Genomic DNA, 17570 nt, shown 5'->3' with positions numbered 1-17570 from the left:
AATCAAGACTTTAATAGTTTAGTATTCGGGCATTGCTGTCTGGGTTTGTTCTTGGCTGCAAAGGCTAGCAGAAGCAGTGCACTGGACGTCGGGTTTCTGAGGTAGGAATCTTTTTCTTTGGTGCAATTGATCAACAATCACACCCATTGATAGATTTGACTTTCCTTAATGCAACTTTTTCGCGAGAGTAATCCCGGATTAACCTGAGCTTCAATGGTAGATAGGCCATGCTTTAAGGGGAGATGCCTATAAAAATATAGAGATTTACTCTTTTTGCTTCTCAGGTTAACTTTTTAAACTTCAACGACATACATGCGTCATTATGTCTAAAAAAAGTTTTACTATGACTTTCTATATGCACAATTCCTTAATCTGTGTTGTCGTAAGAAGGAGGCCCCTGTCCGAAGAAAGTTGTGGAGCCCATGAAACTCAAAACTTCGATAAACACCGCAGTTCTATCAATTGTCGTCTTAGCCGGTTTGGTTATGATCACACTGATTGGCATATCCAAGTATACGCACACAGTTAGCGCCGAGGTGCAGGCTGATGTGTTGCGTGTCAACGATTTGAGCTCTTCATTGGACAAACTTGAGATTGAGTTCCTAAGAGCACGCCGGAACGAGAAGGATTTCCTGCTTCGGCTTGATGAGAAATATGTTGAACGGCACGCAGGTACAATGGAGAGCCTATTTGCAGAGTTGACCGAAACTGAGTCTCTGTTGAACCAAGTCGATGGACTGGAGGAGGTTGCAGGTCAGGTTGTTGGCCTTAGAGCTGCGGTTAGTGCTTACCGAGATGGCTTTACTGCCTTGGTTGATAGCAACCGACGTCTGGGGCTGGACGAAAAGTCTGGTCTGCAAGGACAATTGCGCGAGGCTGTTCGTGGTGCGGAAGAGGCATTGAAAGAGCTCAACCAACCAACTCTACAGGTGAAAATGTTGATGATGCGGCGGCATGAGAAAGATTTCATCATGCGCCAGAATACAAAGTACCTTGACCGGTTGAACACACGTATTGAAGAGTTTCACGCGTTTCCAGACGACCTGTTTGGGGGAGCAGGTCAACACGGAGAGATCGAACAACTGTTGAAGACCTATCAGACTTCGTTCGCGCAATTTGTTGAGGAAACAATGGCGGAGCAGCAGCTTCGTAAGGAACTGTCGCAGCGATTTGCCGAGGCTGCCCCAATTCTTGAGGAAATCCATACGCACGCACTTGAGCGTCTCGATGAAATTCTGGCTGAAGCGGCACTGGGGAGCGCGCAGGCACAAAAGAATTCGATGACAGCGGGTTTGGGTGGATTGTTTGTGTTCGTGACGATTGCAATCTTTGTGGCGCTGGGAGTTTCCCGTCCGTTGAACCGTATTAATCAGGTTCTGAAGAACATGATGGAAGGCGACTTCTCGTTGGAGTTGCGTCGCACACGGATCACCGAAATTGCTGCGATCTCCGCCGCTGTCGAAGATTTCCAGCGTGATGAAAAACAAAAGGAACGTCTGACCGCAGAGATTTCCGAAGTAATCACTGCCTGCGGTGAAGGTGATTTCTCTAAGCGTATCCAAGTTGAAGGTGAAAGCGGTGCATTTATTGACCTGGGACGTGGTGTAAACCAAATCGGCGAAGTGGCTGAAAAGGGTCTGGGGGATGTGCTTTCAATTCTCGATGCTATGGCGTGCAATGACTTGACCCAAAGAATGCCAGACGGACACAAGGGCGTATTTGGCGAAATCTCAACTGCGACAGAACGCCTGACTGAAAACCTAACCAATATGGTTGGTCAGTTGTCATCCAGCAGTCAAATGTTGAACAACACAGCGGTTGAAATCACGTCAGCTGTTGATGATGCATCTCGCCGGGGTGAAACATCTGCTGCTTCGCTTGAGGAAACGACTGGTGCTGTTCAGACCCTGTACGACACCGTACGTGGAACCGAAAAGAGCGCTGAAGAGGCCGAATCCTTTGTTGGCGAGGCTCAAAAGTGGGCAAAGTCGACTGGTGTTGTCGCTGGTCAAACTGTTGCAGCTATCAAACGGATCGAAACTTCGTCTGGCGCAATTTCCAAGATCACCGATTTGATCGAAGATGTGGCTTTCCAAACCAATTTGCTGGCATTGAATGCTGGTGTTGAAGCTGCTCGGGCTGGTGAAGCTGGACGTGGGTTTGCGGTTGTGGCTTCAGAAGTTGGGTCACTTGCTCAGCGGTCTGCTGGGGCTGTCAAAGAGATCAACGAACTGATCCGTGCGAGTGAAGTTGATGTGGCGGATGGAGTCAAATTGGTAAGTGAAACCGAGGATGCTCTTGTACACATCCAGAGTGCGGTTGAAAAAGCCGTGACCAAGGTGAACGAAATCGCTGCAACAACTGTGGATCAGTCCAACGGATTGTCTGAAGTGAACGCCGCAGTCACCGACCTGGATCAGGACTCTCAGAAAAGTGCTGCGATGTTAGAACAGACTGCGGCATCCGGTCAGATGTTGCGCGATGAGGCAAGCAACCTAGTGCAAATTGTTTCTGTCTTCAAGGTAAGTGGCGGGCAAGGTGGGGCGTCAGTGGTGCAAGCCAATCCAATGCATGACACGTCGTCGATGTGGGACGCAGACGAAGGTTCTCAGTTTGACACGATGCGAAGCGCATAGTGGGGTGAGAGAAGCCTGAGGCTCGGCATTTGTTGGGCTTCGGGTAGGGGTAACTCATTTAGTTGAATGACCCTTGTGGAAGTCGACACCCTGTCCCTGAAAAGGGGCAGGGTGTTTTCCTTGGTATTAGCCTGTGTGGGTCAGGGACCTTAGATATCTAACGAAGAGACTGTGGCGGGTTGCAAATTGGTGAGAGTTTGCGCCGAGATTATGGAAGCTCGGGCTGTTGGCTCTACTTAATCGCCTCTGCGTGTTGGCTGTATTGGTTCATTTTGAACCAGAGTTCTATTGCGATGAGACAAAAAACTGAGCAGCCCGTGTGGAGCTGCTCAGAGTTAGCTTTGGGATTGGGAGTGGTCTAAAGGACCTTTCCGCCTCAACGTTTATGCGAACCAATCACTTGTGATCTCTTCAGTTGAACTGACCCGTTGTAGATAAGCAATCTGGACAGGGTCGTCACCGCCTACACCGTCGACATCATACTCTAACCATGAGCCGGAGGTGGTGCCGTTTAGGACCAATTGGTCAGATGCGATCGCGGTCGCCAAATCACTGCCCATTTCATCGAGGAAGCCTGAGATCTCAAGCAGGTCGCCCTGGCTTAGCGAGAAGTCGGTGATCTTGTCGCCAACCTCTTCGAGAGCGTTGAAGACAAATACATCAGCTCCGGTGCCGCCTTTGAGGATATCTGCACCTATACCGCCAGTTAGCCAGTCGTTACCCGAGCCACCATCGATTTGGTCGACGCCACTTCCGCCTTCGATGGTATCGTTGCCGGCGTCTCCCTTAATCTTATCCGCGCCAGCACCACCATCAACCACATCATCATCATTGCCACCGTAGACTAGGTCGTTTCCATCGCCTGCACTGATGTCGTCATTTCCGTTGCCGCCATAGAGCTTGCTGTTGCCGGTCCCGGATTGGATCTGGTCGTCTCCGTCTCCGCCTTTGATCCAGTCGTTTCCGTCTCCACCATCGATACTGTCGTTTCCGTCGCCGCCGTCGATTTTGTCAGCACCAGAGCCAGTGGAGATCACGTCATCTCCAGATCCCGATTTGACCTGGTTTTGGCCATCTCCCGCATTGATGTTGTCGTTGCCGTCTTTGGTGTCGATTCTGTCATTTCCCGAACCAGTGGTGATTGTGTTGTTGCCAGTGCCACTGCGGATTTGGTTGTTGCCGTCACCAGCGTTGATAGAGGTGTCTCCTTCACCCACGTAGATTTTATCATCGCCAGAGCCAGCGGTTATCGTATCGTTTCCGTTGCCACTTCGGATGTCGTTCCGACCATCTCCAGCGTTAATGAGGTCATCACCTTCACCGGCGTCTATTCTGTCATTCCCGAGCCCGGTTGTAATCGTGTCGTTGCCGCTGCCACTCTTGATCTGATTGGTGCCGTCACCAGCGTTGATGTTGTCATTGCCATTGCCAGTGTCGATCCTGTCGGCACCGTCACCAGTCGAGACGATGTCGTGTCCTTCACCGGTCTTAATTTGGTTGCGCCCATCGCCAACGGTAATGTTGTCATCCCCGTCTCCGGTGTCGATATTGTGGTTGCCCGCGCCAGAGGTAATCGTGTCGTTGCCGCTGCCACTTTTGATCCGGTCGTTACCGCCACCGGCGCTGATGATGTCATTGCCGTCGCCGGTGTCGATCCTATCTGAACCCGAGCCAGACGAGACTGTGTCGTTTCCGATTCCGGTCTTGATCTGGTTTCGGCCTTCACCAGCGGTGACGCTGTCATCTCCGCCTCCTGTGTCGATCCTGTCATCGCCAGACCCCGAGGTGATCACATCGTTGCTGCTGCCAACCTTAATTTGGTTTTTACCGTCACCGGCGTTGATCGTATTTACACCTTCGCCAGCGTCAATTCTGTCATCGCCGGAGCCTGCCGTGATGGTGTCATTGCCGGTGCCGGTTTTGATCTGATTGCGACCGTCGCCAACGTTGATGTCTTTATCACCGTTGCCAGTCGTGATCCTATCGTCCTTGGCACCTGTGACGATCGTGTCATTGCCTTCGCCGCTTTTGATGTAGTTGCGGCCAGTTCCGGCATTGATGTTATCATTGCCGCTACCAGTGGTGATCCTGTCATCCCCAGAGCCACTGAGGATTGTGTTATTACCATTGCCGCTTTTGATCTGATTACGCCCGTCGCCAGCATCTATGGTGTTATCGCCGTTGCCAGAGGTGATCCGGTCATCCTTGGCGCCTGTTGTGATGGTATCGTTGCCTTCGCCACTTATGATCTGGTTACGGCCGGTGCCAGCGTCGATGCTATCATTGCCGTCGCCAGTTGTGATCCGGTCATCTCCGGTGCCTGCGGCGATTACGTTATTGCCGCTGCCAGCCGTGATCTGGTTTCGTCCATCACCTGCATCGACGTTGTTGTCGCCTTCGCCAACGTCGATTCTATCGTCGCTTGAGCCTGCTGTAACGGTGTCATGACCATCCCCAGCGGAGATCCGGTTTCGTCCTTCACCACCGTGCAGTACGTTGTTGCCGGTGCCACCATCCAAGACGTCGTTACCAATGCCTCCATCAAGGCTGTCGTCACCTTCGCCACCATAGAGTTTGTCATTGCCTTCACCGCCGTCCAGCGTGTCGGCACCTTCTAGGCCATAAAGGCTGTCGGCGCCCCCATTGCCCTCGATACGGTTATCCAAGCTATTTCCTGTAGCGAAATCGCGCCCACGGCCCAAAATCAGGTTTTCGATTTCGGTTCCACCTGCAATAGACAGCACTTTGGAGCCGATTTTGCCTTGGCCGCCGGCCTCTAGTGTCACCTTCGTGTTAAAGGTCACAGCGCTAAGATCTAGGGTGTCGTTGCCACCATCGGTGTCGTTGACGAGCCCTAGGGATGATGTCCAGTACCGCGTGAAATCGTTGTCGAAGCTGTATATTGTATCGACAGATCCCGGTGCCGGTGGTGGGGGCGGCGGAGGTGTTACGCCGCTGTCAATGATGTCTGCCACGCTAGCATCGGCCGCAACCCCGGCCATAAAGGCCAATTGTGTTGTCGTGCCGCCGAAGGTTACGACCAGCCAAGATCCACCAGTCCCTGCCTGCAAAGATACGACTCCATCGGCGACAGGTGTGGTTCCGGAATACCCGATGTTTTGCAACAGCTGCCCTAGATCCACACGATCACCAGCTGCCAAGTCAAAATCTGTGATTGTGTCACCTGCCTCTGTCAGGCCGTTATAGACGAAACGGTCGGCACCGGTTCCGCCTGTCAATTGGTCAGCACCATCGCCGCCAACCAAGATGTCGTTGCCATTGCCTGCGTTGATCTGATCGGCGCCGCTACCGCTTTCCAGTCGGTTGTCTGCATCGTTGCCAGTGATAGTGTCATTACCAGATCCGGTGATTGCATTTTCAATCACGGTTCCGCGGGCAATGGAGAAGTTGCCGATTTTGCCGTTCAAGTTGGAGTAGGTTTCGATCCCCAGGTCCAGCATCTGGTTGTAGCTGCGCGAGCCGAGGTTAATCAGGTCAATCCCGCCACTGTCGACAATGGCAACGGACCATTGGCTGGACAGGTCCATGCCCACACGGCCGGTGCTCTCGCCATCGCCATAAACCGTATCGCCTGTTTCTACGTTCGTCGGGGTTCCGTACAGTTGATAGACTGCCGCAATGTCAGCTAGTTGCGCCGTGGCTAGGAACGAATAGGAGGCATCGGTTGTCGTGTTTTCAGTCTGGCTGAAATAGGACATGACCGACATCTGCCAGCTATCATTGGCAAAGTTTGCGTCCGTCCCATAGCTGGCACTGCCGTTGTAGTTGCCGGTGTGCCCCAACCCCAGCGCATGGCCAATTTCGTGGATAAAGGTCTGCAGGTAATAGTCGCCGTAGCCAGACCATGAACTGTCAACGTTGATGTGTGAGCTGATGACAGTGCTGCCGCTGATGCTAGAGGTGGCGTAGGCACCAGATTGATTGTCGTCAAAGGTAATCTGAGCTGAGCTGCTTTGTACGAACTCAATTCCAGTGATTGCGGTCCAGCTATCCAGCGCCTGTTGTGCTGTTGCTTGACCTCCTGCATTCAGCCCGTTCAAGTTAACGGTAATCTGCCCGCCTGGTTCGACATCAAAGGAGCGCTGTGATCGTCCTGTGTCCTCCCAATATCCTTGGGTCAGATAGGTTGCGACCTGATCAACGGTATAGGTAGGTTTTGAAGCCGAAGTTGTATCGACGTTGGTGGTGCCTGAAACACCGTAAGTAGGGCCAGAGTGTTCAGGACTTCCGCATAGATCACACATGATGGGTTCCTTTTCGGTCTTCAGTATTAAAGTGGGAGATTGGTCGAACGAACCAATTGAACTGCATAGGGGGTTAGGTCGCTATCTGTCAGAGCGCGGTCCATAACCGAGTATTCAATGACTGGGCCATCACCGCTGAGGCCGTCGGCGTCTCGCCAGTTTAAGTGTCCCGACAGCCAGTCATTCGCACGGTGTTTTTCTACGTAACGAATTGTCAGATCGGCCTGCGCTTTTGGATCGGCGGATATCGATATGCTGTGGTCCGGCCATTCGGCGTTCAGGGCTTGGGCTAATGCTTCGCAGATCATGGCCTGTTTCCCGCCGTTACAGTGTAGGAGGATCTGCGGCGCACTTTCGCCCACAGCCGGAACGCCGACTGATAGAAGCGCGGCGACTGACGATGCTTTGGCTATGATTTTGATAGGAGCCATGGAATGGATTCACTTAACGGTTTGAGAGTTTCGATTGCTTCTCGCGCCGTTCTGGCCGCTGTTAATTTTTTAGATAGGAATTCGGGCGGCAAGGGGTCTCAAATTGGGCTGAAATGTGTCTGAGGGGCTTCAGTAAGCGCCTGGCACCTTGGTTTTTGTGTTCTGCCTGGGTTGGGAGATGAGGACTGACAACGTATATAAATAAGGTGAAAATCGATTTCATCTGTAGGTTATCGCCACAATTAAGGCGGGTATTTTTCGATCTTACTGAGGGTTACGGCACGTGGATCCGGACATCCGTCCACTAGGGCCTTCTGGTTTCATTCAAGTTGCAAGAGGTCACTAACTGAGGTGGATAAACGCAGCAGTTCGTTAAAATTCTGATAAAGATATATGAACAAATGGTAAGCCGGATGAAGGGTGAGCCATGGGTCTATGTCGTCTTTGGTTGATCGTCGGCTGATCGCATTCAACATGTTTGGTGCCGACGAATACAGGGGGTGCCCCCACTACTATTATGGGGAGGCTGGGCATGTGATTTTCCTTGCGGATGAGGTGGTTGTAGTCCCAAAAACCATCATGTCAGAAAGGCTGGCCTGGCTCTTATGGGGGGCATCCGCATTCCCATCTTTCAGAAGGCCAAGCAAAACTGAAATCGGTTCGTCGTCACCCGTCTAATTTGATATTGTGACGTGATTACTGGCGTTTCTGCTCTAGTTATGGCCCCATACCTGACTAGTTTGAAATGGGATTACGTTCGCTTGATAGATGGCAAGACTGCCCGTATCATGGAGCTAGGTCGCCCGATCATGACCCCTGAAGATGGAGGACGAGAATGCGCCTGAATTTCTCTCTGACAACGCTAATAGCTGCATTGTTGCTCCCATTGGGTTCTGTTTTTGCTGAACCAATCAAATTTGCAACCGTCGACTATGTACCGTATGTGCTCCACGATGATGTCCACGGGCGCCAGGGATTTCTTGCCGATGTTAACGTTGCCATTGCCGAGCGGGCGGGTATCTCTATCTCGGACGAAGTGTTGCCTATGGCGCGGGCGATGAAAAACTTAGAGCGCGATGTTACAGATTGTATAGTATTTGCACGCACGCCTTGGAGCGAAGAAAAATTCCAACCGGTGGCCAAAGTTCTTGACCGGTTCGACGCTGCCATTTTCACGCGCGCCGGTCTGTCAATCGTAGGGGTCGAGGATTTGAATGGCAAACGCTTGGCGATACCGCGTGGTAGCTTTTCAGATTCATCTATTTCCTCGGATCCCAACATTGAGCGAGTTGTGACAAACGACTACGAGCAAAGTGTACGTCTGTTAAAAGCGGGGCGAGTGGACGCGATTGCAGGATCTGAACTTAGTATATTTTACTATTTTTCTGTTGAAGAGATGAAGCGAGAGGATATTGGTAGCATTCTGACCATCATACACGCGTCTTTGTGGCTGCATTGCGCCAAAGGACTACTGGCGGATGATGTTGTGATGAAACTGCGACAAGCAACGGATGCGCTGAGATCGGAAGGGGTATTTGACAGGCTTGTCCAACGCTACATACCCGCAGACTTCAGTTAAATTGGATATGAAAACGTCTTTGCCAAAGAAATTAACAAAAAGCCTGTCGTTCAAACAAGCACGTGCGGCTGTTATTACCGGTTTTGTCTTGGGAATTGGGTTTAGTTTCATTCAGATAACCGCTGATATGCGGAGTGAGATTGAACAAATCGACGAGACTTTCGAGCAGTCTCTCAGGGCATTTGAGGAGACTGCATTTCAGGCTGCTTTTGGTCTGGACACAGAACTTTCACAGACAGTGGTCAACGGGCTGTTTCAGAAACAGGCAATCATTGAGGCTGAGATTATAGATAGCTATGGCGATGTCATGTTTTCTAGGAGCCGTCCACCGGAAGAGAGGTCACTTACCTGGTTGGCGGATGGCCTGTTTGGCGAAGTAAAGTCATATTCAGCGCTGTTGACTGATAAAAATACTGGGTTTCAGGCTGGAAACCTAAACATCAAGGTAGACACGAATGTAATTGCCAAAGCATTTTTTCGCCGTTCTGGGCTGATTCTGAGTTTTGGCATTATACGGAACGTTTTCCTGGCAGTCATTCTTACCTTTCTTTTCCACAGAATGTTGACCAAGCCGCTTCGGACACTGGCCCGATTAATCCATGATGGAGCGCAAGAGTTGCCGGTGCCCTCTTCTCACCATGATGATGAACTGGGTGCGATCGCAGCAGAGTACAACCAGCTTTCAAGAAGCCGAGCGGAAGCCGTCGAACGGCTAGAAGAAGAAGAGGTGAGATTTCGCCGGCTGTTCGAAAACAGTGAGGTTTCGCTCTCAAACACTGACTATTCAGAAGTTTTTAGAGTGCTCAGCAAGCTTAGGGAAAGCGGTGTTACAGATCTTCGTCGTTACCTTGACGACAATGAAGATGTCGCCCTGAATGTTTTTGCCACGATCAAGATTCTCAGCGTAAACAATGCCTCCCTAAAACTCTTTGAAGCTTCATCCGAGGGGCAACTTCTAAAGAGAGCCCGTAAAACACTTGGCCCACTTACAATCGGAATGTTTAAGGAACAGCTATGTGCGATCTGGGATAAACGTACCGCTTATAGGGCTGAAACAACTTTTCACACTCTTACCGGGAATGAAGTTGTTGGTGTGATCTCACTCCCTATTCCCGAAACTGAAGAAGGTTTCCGCTGCATCCCAGTTAGCATTCTTGACATAACTGAGTTCAAGAATACCGAAACTGAGCTGACATTTCGTGGTGAGATCATTGATGGAATTGGTGAAGGTGTTCAGGCATCCCGTCTTTCGGATGGAGCCATAATTTACACAAATACAGTGCATGACACTATGTTTGGTTATGAAAAGGGCGAACTCATTGGCAAATTTGTTGGAGTAGTGAATGCTCCAACAGAGAAAACTCCGGAAGAGGTTACTGCGCATATTTACGGTGAGATTAAGGCGCATGGAAGTTGGTCGGGAGAGGTTCAAAACATCAGAAAAGATGGCTCAGTATTTTGGTGTGAAGTTTCTGCTACTAAATTTGACCATCCTGTACATGGCTGCTTGGTCGTTTCGGTCCAAACCGATGTAACAGAGAAGAAGGTTACTGAAGAGAAGCTCAGGCAGTCACAGCGCTTGGAAGCGATTGGACAACTGACAGGAGGTGTTGCCCATGATTTCAACAACCTGCTGGCGGTTATATCGGGCAATCAGGAGCTGCTTCGTGATGAGATCAGCGATCCAGAGCAACTAAAGTTAATTGATGCCAGTATCGGAGCTACTAAACGCGGCTCAGACTTAACCAAAAGCATGCTTGCATTTGCGCGACAGTCCCGGCTAGCGCCGGAAAATACAAATATGAATACGCTGGTCCAGGATACGAAAAGCTGGATTCACCGTGTGCTCCCGGATCATATTAATTTTGTAACGTCGCTGTCGCCTGATTTGTGGGAGGTTGAAATTGATCGGAGTGCAGCGGAAAGCGCGGTGTTGAATCTGATCGTAAATGCCCGAGACGCCATGGCCGATGGTGGGCAGTTATCCATCGTGACTGAGAATGTAGACATCGAAAGAACAGCCGTTGGTAGCCTGGCTGATGAACTCGAACCAGGTCAATATGTTGTTGTAAAAGTTGGCGATAGCGGGCAGGGGATTCCCAAGGAAATTCTGTCGAAGGTATTCGAACCCTTTTTCACAACTAAGCCAGCCGGTGAAGGGTCGGGGCTTGGTCTGTCGATGATCCAGGGGTTTATGCGGCAGTCCGGAGGGTTGGTTCAGGTCACGTCTGAGCTAAATCAGGGAACCGAGTTCACGCTTTATTTCAAGGCATGTCGCAGTACTGCCTCTGCGCCCAAGAATGTTCCAGCTTCGACGCTGGTCGACATAACTGCAGGCGCTCGAATTCTGGTTGTCGAAGACAATGAAGAAGTTCTGGAAATCATTACAATGATGTTGCGGCGCACTGGCTATTCTGTGGCGACTGCAAACACAGGTGATCTCGCAAAGGCTCAACTTGAGGTGAATGCGGATTTTGATGTGCTGATCACTGACATGGTAATGCCAGGAGAAACCCAAGGCTCTGATCTAGCAGGCCATGTCGCCAGTACTTATCCTGAAATTCCGGTGATTATCATGTCCGGTTACACCGAGATCGACAGCGTGCAGTACCAGCCATCTGAGCTGGCTGAACCTCAGACATTTCATATAACAAAGCCAGTATTGCGCAGAGAGCTTCTGTCAGTGATCGAGACCGCGCTTCGGCCTGAGGTTTGATTTAGAACCTAGCCACCGGTCGCGACGATCATGTAATCTGTGTGCCAAACCCAGCCCTCACAGCCTAAAGAGACTGCCACGGTGGTACAGTTGTTTCAGGGTATGATTAGGCAAAGTGCTACTATTCTGATCAGGTGCCTGAATGGAGACCACGACCCAGCGACGTCTCCGCTAGGAGCGACATGCAACTGCTGGTCGCCCAGTCAAAAGCTAGCTAAATATGTCGGGGATGTAACGCTTGATGAGAGTGTCAAAGGCGCCCTCCATTCGCAGGGAATCCGTCGCCTTCCTGAGTTTCGCTATAGTCTCATCGGGCAGCTGGTTTTTGGCGCATTGCAACCACATCTCTTGACGTTCATAAGTGAAAATCTCGCCAATTTCATTTTGCCCCATGTTCTCGACGGAAAACTGAAACAGTAAACTAAGTGAAGTCCCAGCGACTGCGTCCACACGACCAGCCTGGAGAAGATGTACGCCTTGTTCTGTGTTATTGGTATAAAAAAGCTCAATTTTCGGATCGTCCAAAACCGATGATCCTTCAAAGCTGCCTCTTGGGAGCGCAAGCCGTTGATCGCGTAGATCTTCGATCTTGGAGATTCCCAACCCAGGGCGGGTGACAATGATTGTTTCAAACCGATCCAGGATTTTGGCAACAGGAATGTATTCCTGCTCGGTCACGGTGGTCAGTAGGAAAACTCCGCAGTCTGATACGTTGTGTGCTAAGTTTTTGACTACACGCGTAATTGGAAGAACGCTGTCGGTAATGGCAAGCTCGGCCCGCTCGGCGATGGCGGTATTTATGTCAACCAAAAGGCCGTGGCGCCCTTTGGGGTCATCGTGAAGCGCATAAGGCTTGTAATCTATGGTGACAAATCTAACCGGCTCGGCTAAAGCAGCGTCTAGGGGTAGCACCAATGCAGCCAGTAGTGTTGTCAGCGAGAGTTTAAGGCGCATTCTATTCCTCCGCTTGCAGGAATCGTGATCGGGCGACTTCATTCCATCATACTATCAGATTCGTCCCCGATCAATGTCTGAGGGTAGTGCGATGGGGTAGTTAGGCCAATTTTTTTGGAGGTTTTCTTTAGGGCTGCGCCACTAGTTTGTTGTACGGGGGCTATCAGCTGAGATGACCGAAAATTGTCATACGGCTGTTTCTGACGGCGATACACCCAGTTCAAAATTGCAAGCCAATACATTGCACAGGAAGTGCCCTGAAGGTCCGTACTTATCTACAGGCCGTGCAAGGCGATCCTTTTTGCGATTGTATCACAGGTCAAGAACAAGGCTGGTGCTGCCCTCCGCTGGAACAGAACAACAGATCAGAACCTCGCCCTCCGCGATATCCGCGGTTGGTGGGGTGCGATAGGCAACCTCACCTGACAGCTTTTTGACTGCGCAACTCCCGCAGGACCCCGCACGGCAGGAAAAATCAGGTGTCAGCCCGTGTGCCTCTGCTGTTTCAAGTAAGGTACCATCACCTTTCTCCCAACTCTGCTCAAAGCCTGATGCTTCAAATTTGACAACTGCGAGTTCAGCCTCTGGTTCGGGAACAACAGGCGTGGCTCCTTCATCTGATGTCCGGGTCAGAGAGGCAGGACCAAACGCTTCTGCATGAATGCGCGCATCGCGGACACCAAGCCCGCGCAGGCTATCGTATACTCCCTGCATAAAAGGAGGCGGGCCACAGAGGTAGAAATCATAGTCATCCAGCGCCAAATGCTGGCGCAAGATATCAACATTGATATGGCCGGTTGCATCGAAATCCGTGCCCAAGGTTTCGTGGTTTGCAGGATTTCCAATCACCGAAACATAGCGAATTTTTCCGCCTGTATCAGTTTGCGCCGCGCGGAAGGCTTCGGTGAAAGCCCTTTGATCCGTGGCATGTGCGGCGTGGAAAACAGTAAGTGGCCGCGTGTATCGCTTACGGACAGTTTCGTTGAGCACATGGCGTGTCATTGCCATCATTGGGGTTATCCCAACACCGCCAGCAATTAGCACGGCGGGACGTTTTTCGAGCGCGTCTATGAAAAACGAACCTTTGGGGGCTTTGGTCTCAATCGTGTCGCCGACATTGAGGCTATCGTGAAGTTGGTTTGAGACGATACCACCCGGCTCGCGCTTTACGGAAATTCGGTAGGTAGGATCGCTGGGAGCGGAAGAAAGCGTGTAGGTTCGGACCTGCGGCCCATTCCCCTCTGGAGTGACCCTAATGGTCAGGAATTGCCCAGCTTCGAACGAAAACAAGGGGCTATCATCGGTGGGTTTAAAGTAGAATGAGCGGATAACGCTGCTTTCGTCTACGATTTTGGTCACACGAAATGTCCGCCAAGCGTTGCGCTGCTCTTCGACTTCTTGACGCGCTATAGATGTGACCCAATCGTCGGCCATCAAGGAATTAGGAGACCATTCGCCAAACTCTGCTCGAAATGGCAGCGCATCATGAATGCGTAATCCATGGTCGAGGGTAAAGCGCCAGCCACGCTCGGCCCCTTTGAAAGCGGTGGCTTCAGGGTGATCTTCCCACAGCATCTCGACCGTGCCGGTCAACATCAGTACATCCCCAGTTTCGAAATCCGGGAAAATGAGACCGGCTTTGGGATTCACCAAGAAGTTGCCAATCGTATTGAAGAAGTTGTTGCCGGAATAGTCCGGGATGGTCAGCGTGTCGCCCTCTACCTTGACAAAGCCAGCCCGACCGCCTCGGTGAGAGACATCAACGCCTTCGGCGACCAGGCCGTTGTCCGGGTTGACGAAGCTGGACACAAAAAACGTATCAGAACGTTCGATAAAGGCAGTGGCCTCACTATCAAGCGTTGTAAACCGATCAGCGGCGGGGCGGTCGATCTTAGTAGCGGGGGCGCGAATGAATTCAATGTCACGTGTTTGAATGTATTGTGGGCAATTTCCAAAAGATTGCGCCACACCCAGAGAAAACCCAGTCTCGCTTGCGGCGATCACATTGGCGTTCATTCGGTTGCGGCGGCGCGTGGGGATCTCAATACCCAACATGCCAATTGGTGCACCGTTTTTTATGGACCCCAGCAGCGGATCCTCGGCCACTGGCTTGGCAGCAAGGTCAAGCCGAGTATCGCTTGGGGAGGTAATAAAGTCACTTCCCCCTGTCACGATAGAGGCCCAAGGCCAACCGCCTTCATCGACACTCCCGAGAACGACAAAGGGAATTTTCTCAAAAAACGCACGGTGTTGGTCCGGCATGAAAGGGCGGATTGCGATTTTGCCAAAGGCCTCCATCGCGTCGCGCTTGCCGACACGGGCTTGGGCGTCTTGTTCGCCTGAGTGAAAGGGCGATTGCTGGAGTGGAGCTTGATCGGCCATGGCGAACCTCATTGAAAAAAGAAAGAAATGGTTTGCCCAGCCGTGACGAAACGGCTGGGCGAATGGCTCAGGCGGCAGTGTCTGCGCGCAAACCAACGGGTGTTACCTGCATTGGAACAAAGCCATCAAGCGCCTCGATGTTGGTCAGCAGGCGGCGCACATTCGGATAAGGCTCCAGCGAAACGTCTCCTTCGGGGGCGTGCGCTGTGTAGCTATACATCGCAACATCAGCGATTGTGGGGGTGTCACCGACAAGATAATCGCGGCCTTCCAAATGTGCCTCGATTTTTCCCAAAACCTTGGCTGCCGTTGCGTGGGTAAAGTCCACATCCAGAGGCGCCTTAAAGACGTTGATCAAACGGGCTGCGGCGGGGCCAAAGGCCAATTCACCAGCCGCCAGCGTTAGAAATTTTTGCACAGAGGCCTCTTCAGCTGGATCAGTTGGGATGTACGACGGCGCATACTTCCGTGCCAGATAAACCAAAATCGCATTGCTGTCGCTAATCACGGTCTCGCCGTCCTCGATTACGGGCACCTGACCAAACGGGTTCTTAGCAAGGAAATCGTCCTTCTTATGGGCCCCGTTTGCAAGGTCAACGGTCAGGACCTCATGGTTGATACCTGCAAGGCTGGCGAACAGCTCAACACGGTGTGAGTGGCCGGAAAGTGGGAAGCCGTGAATGCGGATGGCGTTTGACATGTGTGTTTTCCTTTGAGGGTGCCAGGGTCAGTCCCGGGCGATGTCATAGGAATAGCTTGAGTCATGTTCGGCGATAATATACCCATTTGTTCAAATATTGTGAACGGAATGGACTTAATGGATACGATCCAGGGCATGCGCACGTTTGCTGCTGTCGCAGCACATCAGTCTTTTACCGAAGGCGCCAAAAGGGTTGGGGTCAGCACTAAGCTGGCCAGCAAATATGTGGGGCAGCTTGAGGAGCGACTTGGTGCTCAATTGTTCAACCGCACCACCCGTAGCGTAGCACTAACCGAGACAGGTAGGTCTTATTATGACCGGTGTTTGCCCTTGTTGGAGCAGTTTGATGAGCTCGAAGGACTGGTTCACGATAGGCAGTCAGAGTTGGCGGGGCGCATCCGAATCACGGCACCTACGGGGTTCGGGTCTTCACATCTGGTCCGGATGTTGAAACCGTTTCAGGCGACCCACCCAAAGGTCTCCATCGAACTGCACCTCTCTGATCATCATGTATCTATCATTGAAGAAGGTTTTGACCTTGCCGTTCGTTTTGGGATTCTGAAGGATTCCAGCCTTGTCGCTCGCAAACTGATGGACATGAGAATTGTCTGCTGCGCTTCCCCCGACTACTTGAGAGAGCATGGCGAGCCGCAGAATCCAGCCGCATTGACCACGCACAATTGCCTTCTTCGGACGATTTCTGGCTTTGGTGACAGTTGGGATTTCAAAACCCCGAATGGTGTTGTGGCGGTTCCGGTGTCTGGAAACTTTCGCGCCAATTCACCGTTGGCCGTTGCAAATATGGCTGCGGACGGGCTTGGGATTGGGCGTATCCCTCATTACACCGCACAGCCATTTTTGAAGACTGGGCAGCTTAAGCTGCTTTTTGAGGAAGAAGAGGCCAGGGTTATCGGGCTTTATGCAGTCTATCCCCCGAGCAGACATTTGACGGCCCGTATCCGCGCTCTGATAGAACATTTGGCGGATCAGACTTAAACTTGTTATTTTGCTTAGGGACCCTCACCGGTCCCTGATCCTCCCCACGAACTCCTTCACCTCGAGATGCTCACAATTGGGCAACGTTGTCTCACCGATTTGAAGGCGGGTGCCAACTGGATACTGTTGTCTTTCATTATAGCTTTAAGAAGTAATGAGGCTCGAAGGATATAGATCCATGGCTCCTTGCGCACAGGAGAACATGGTGGTCAGAGCTTTAGTATTGGCGATCTATGAGAGTTTGTATATGGTCGATATGCGAACATCATGTCATTCGGGAACTGTAGTCGAGGGATAATGTACCAAGTTTATATCGCAGACGATAATACTGACTTTGCTGAATATTTGGCTGCGGTCGCGCAACGAGAGGGTTGGAGCTCGGAGATCTGCTTTAATGGCATAGACCTTCTGGAGCGCCTCCCCAAATCCACTGGGCCAGCACTACTTCTTGTTGACATCAATATGCCAGAGATGGACGGAATTGAGGCGATTGAGGGCATCGTGGATCAGGACCGCCCTTTGCGTGTGCGCTTTATGACAGGAGGAGGGGAACCGTCATTGATCGCAGCCAAGATGATTGCCAAGGCACGGAACCTAATGGTGGGGCGAAACATTTACAAACCGATTTCCAAGGATTCTCTAACGATGCTCTTGCGGGACGAAGCGGCAGTTCTCGCTGCTCTTTGACAAAAGTATTGACCTTGTGAATCAATCACCCAAAGTCCTCTGGATTGCAGACAGTAGATTTGTATCCTGTTTTTGGCCCCTCCTTCCTTATTTGCGAGTGACTGCGATGACGTAGTTTTCGCAACTTGACCTGTCACGTTTTTGTGTCGCTCCCATTGCTCGTTTAAGCCGCTCTCCGTTCGAAGGTGACAGGATTTTTCCAGCCCAGTGCTGAGTGCCGACGG

At 51.4% G+C, this 17570-nt stretch carries 10 protein-coding genes; 5 read left to right on the top strand and 5 right to left on the bottom strand.

The window, feature by feature from the left end; genetic code table 11:
* Positions 1-422 precede the first annotated feature (422 nt).
* Positions 423-2636 (top strand): methyl-accepting chemotaxis protein, encoded by a 2214-nt coding sequence (locus tag DL239_RS13460; protein ID WP_167684625.1) that lies wholly within the window; start codon positions 423-425, stop codon positions 2634-2636.
* Between the two features lie 383 nt (positions 2637-3019).
* On the opposite strand, the gene DL239_RS21860 is transcribed toward DL239_RS13460, so the two are convergent.
* The gene (locus DL239_RS21860; protein WP_167684624.1) at positions 3020-6901 is read right to left on the bottom strand and encodes a M10 family metallopeptidase; all 3882 of its coding nucleotides are present in this window, start codon (positions 6899-6901) and stop codon (positions 3020-3022) included.
* A gap of 26 nt (positions 6902-6927) precedes the next feature.
* Positions 6928-7332: a hypothetical protein gene (locus DL239_RS13450; protein ID WP_167684623.1), complete on the bottom strand. Its 405-nt coding sequence runs from the start codon at positions 7330-7332 to the stop codon at positions 6928-6930.
* A gap of 835 nt (positions 7333-8167) precedes the next feature.
* Between DL239_RS13450 and DL239_RS13445 the strand changes: the two genes are divergently transcribed.
* Together DL239_RS13445 and DL239_RS13440 are read left to right on the top strand one after the other, a co-directional pair.
* Positions 8168-8911, top strand: a complete 744-nt coding sequence (locus tag DL239_RS13445; protein ID WP_167684622.1) for a substrate-binding periplasmic protein — start codon at positions 8168-8170, stop codon at positions 8909-8911.
* A 19-nt stretch (positions 8912-8930) separates the two neighbouring features.
* Positions 8931-11627 (top strand): ATP-binding protein, encoded by a 2697-nt coding sequence (locus tag DL239_RS13440; RefSeq protein WP_206188458.1) that lies wholly within the window; start codon positions 8931-8933, stop codon positions 11625-11627.
* Between the two features lie 210 nt (positions 11628-11837).
* Here DL239_RS13440 and DL239_RS13435 read toward each other — a convergent pair whose 3' ends face one another.
* The 3 genes from DL239_RS13435 to DL239_RS13425 all read right to left on the bottom strand — a co-directional run bounded on the left by DL239_RS13435 (position 11838) and on the right by DL239_RS13425 (position 15663).
* Positions 11838-12581, bottom strand: coding sequence for a substrate-binding periplasmic protein (locus tag DL239_RS13435; protein WP_167684620.1), 744 nt, complete (start codon positions 12579-12581; stop codon positions 11838-11840).
* 312 nt (positions 12582-12893) lie between these two features.
* Positions 12894-14963, bottom strand: coding sequence for an FAD-binding oxidoreductase (locus DL239_RS13430; protein WP_167684619.1), 2070 nt, complete (start codon positions 14961-14963; stop codon positions 12894-12896).
* Between the two features lie 67 nt (positions 14964-15030).
* Positions 15031-15663 (bottom strand): glutathione S-transferase family protein, encoded by a 633-nt coding sequence (locus DL239_RS13425; protein ID WP_167684618.1) that lies wholly within the window; start codon positions 15661-15663, stop codon positions 15031-15033.
* A 117-nt stretch (positions 15664-15780) separates the two neighbouring features.
* Between DL239_RS13425 and DL239_RS13420 the strand changes: the two genes are divergently transcribed.
* Positions 15781-16659 (top strand): LysR family transcriptional regulator, encoded by an 879-nt coding sequence (locus DL239_RS13420; protein WP_167684617.1) that lies wholly within the window; start codon positions 15781-15783, stop codon positions 16657-16659.
* A 297-nt stretch (positions 16660-16956) separates the two neighbouring features.
* Positions 16957-17346 (top strand): response regulator, encoded by a 390-nt coding sequence (locus DL239_RS13415; protein ID WP_167684616.1) that lies wholly within the window; start codon positions 16957-16959, stop codon positions 17344-17346.
* The last annotated feature ends 224 nt before the right edge of the window (positions 17347-17570 follow it).

Origin of the sequence: Parasedimentitalea denitrificans, from assembly GCF_011813015.1 — a bacterium.
Classification (GTDB): Bacteria; Pseudomonadota; Alphaproteobacteria; order Rhodobacterales; family Rhodobacteraceae; genus Parasedimentitalea; species Parasedimentitalea denitrificans.
The sequence above is the reverse complement of the archived record's forward strand: the minus strand, read 5'-3'. Positions and strand labels throughout refer to the sequence as shown.

Coding starts and splice junctions, on each gene's coding strand:
- DL239_RS13445 (WP_167684622.1), top strand. CDS start 8,168: ATGCGCCTGAATTTCTCTCTGACAACGCTAATAGCTGCATTGTTGCTC.
- DL239_RS13420 (WP_167684617.1), top strand. CDS start 15,781: ATGGATACGATCCAGGGCATGCGCACGTTTGCTGCTGTCGCAGCACAT.
- DL239_RS13415 (WP_167684616.1), top strand. CDS start 16,957: ATGTACCAAGTTTATATCGCAGACGATAATACTGACTTTGCTGAATAT.
- DL239_RS13460 (WP_167684625.1), top strand. CDS start 423: ATGAAACTCAAAACTTCGATAAACACCGCAGTTCTATCAATTGTCGTC.
- DL239_RS13425 (WP_167684618.1), bottom strand. CDS start 15,663: ATGTCAAACGCCATCCGCATTCACGGCTTCCCACTTTCCGGCCACTCA.
- DL239_RS21860 (WP_167684624.1), bottom strand. CDS start 6,901: ATGTGTGATCTATGCGGAAGTCCTGAACACTCTGGCCCTACTTACGGT.
- DL239_RS13435 (WP_167684620.1), bottom strand. CDS start 12,581: ATGCGCCTTAAACTCTCGCTGACAACACTACTGGCTGCATTGGTGCTA.
- DL239_RS13450 (WP_167684623.1), bottom strand. CDS start 7,332: ATGGCTCCTATCAAAATCATAGCCAAAGCATCGTCAGTCGCCGCGCTT.
- DL239_RS13430 (WP_167684619.1), bottom strand. CDS start 14,963: ATGGCCGATCAAGCTCCACTCCAGCAATCGCCCTTTCACTCAGGCGAA.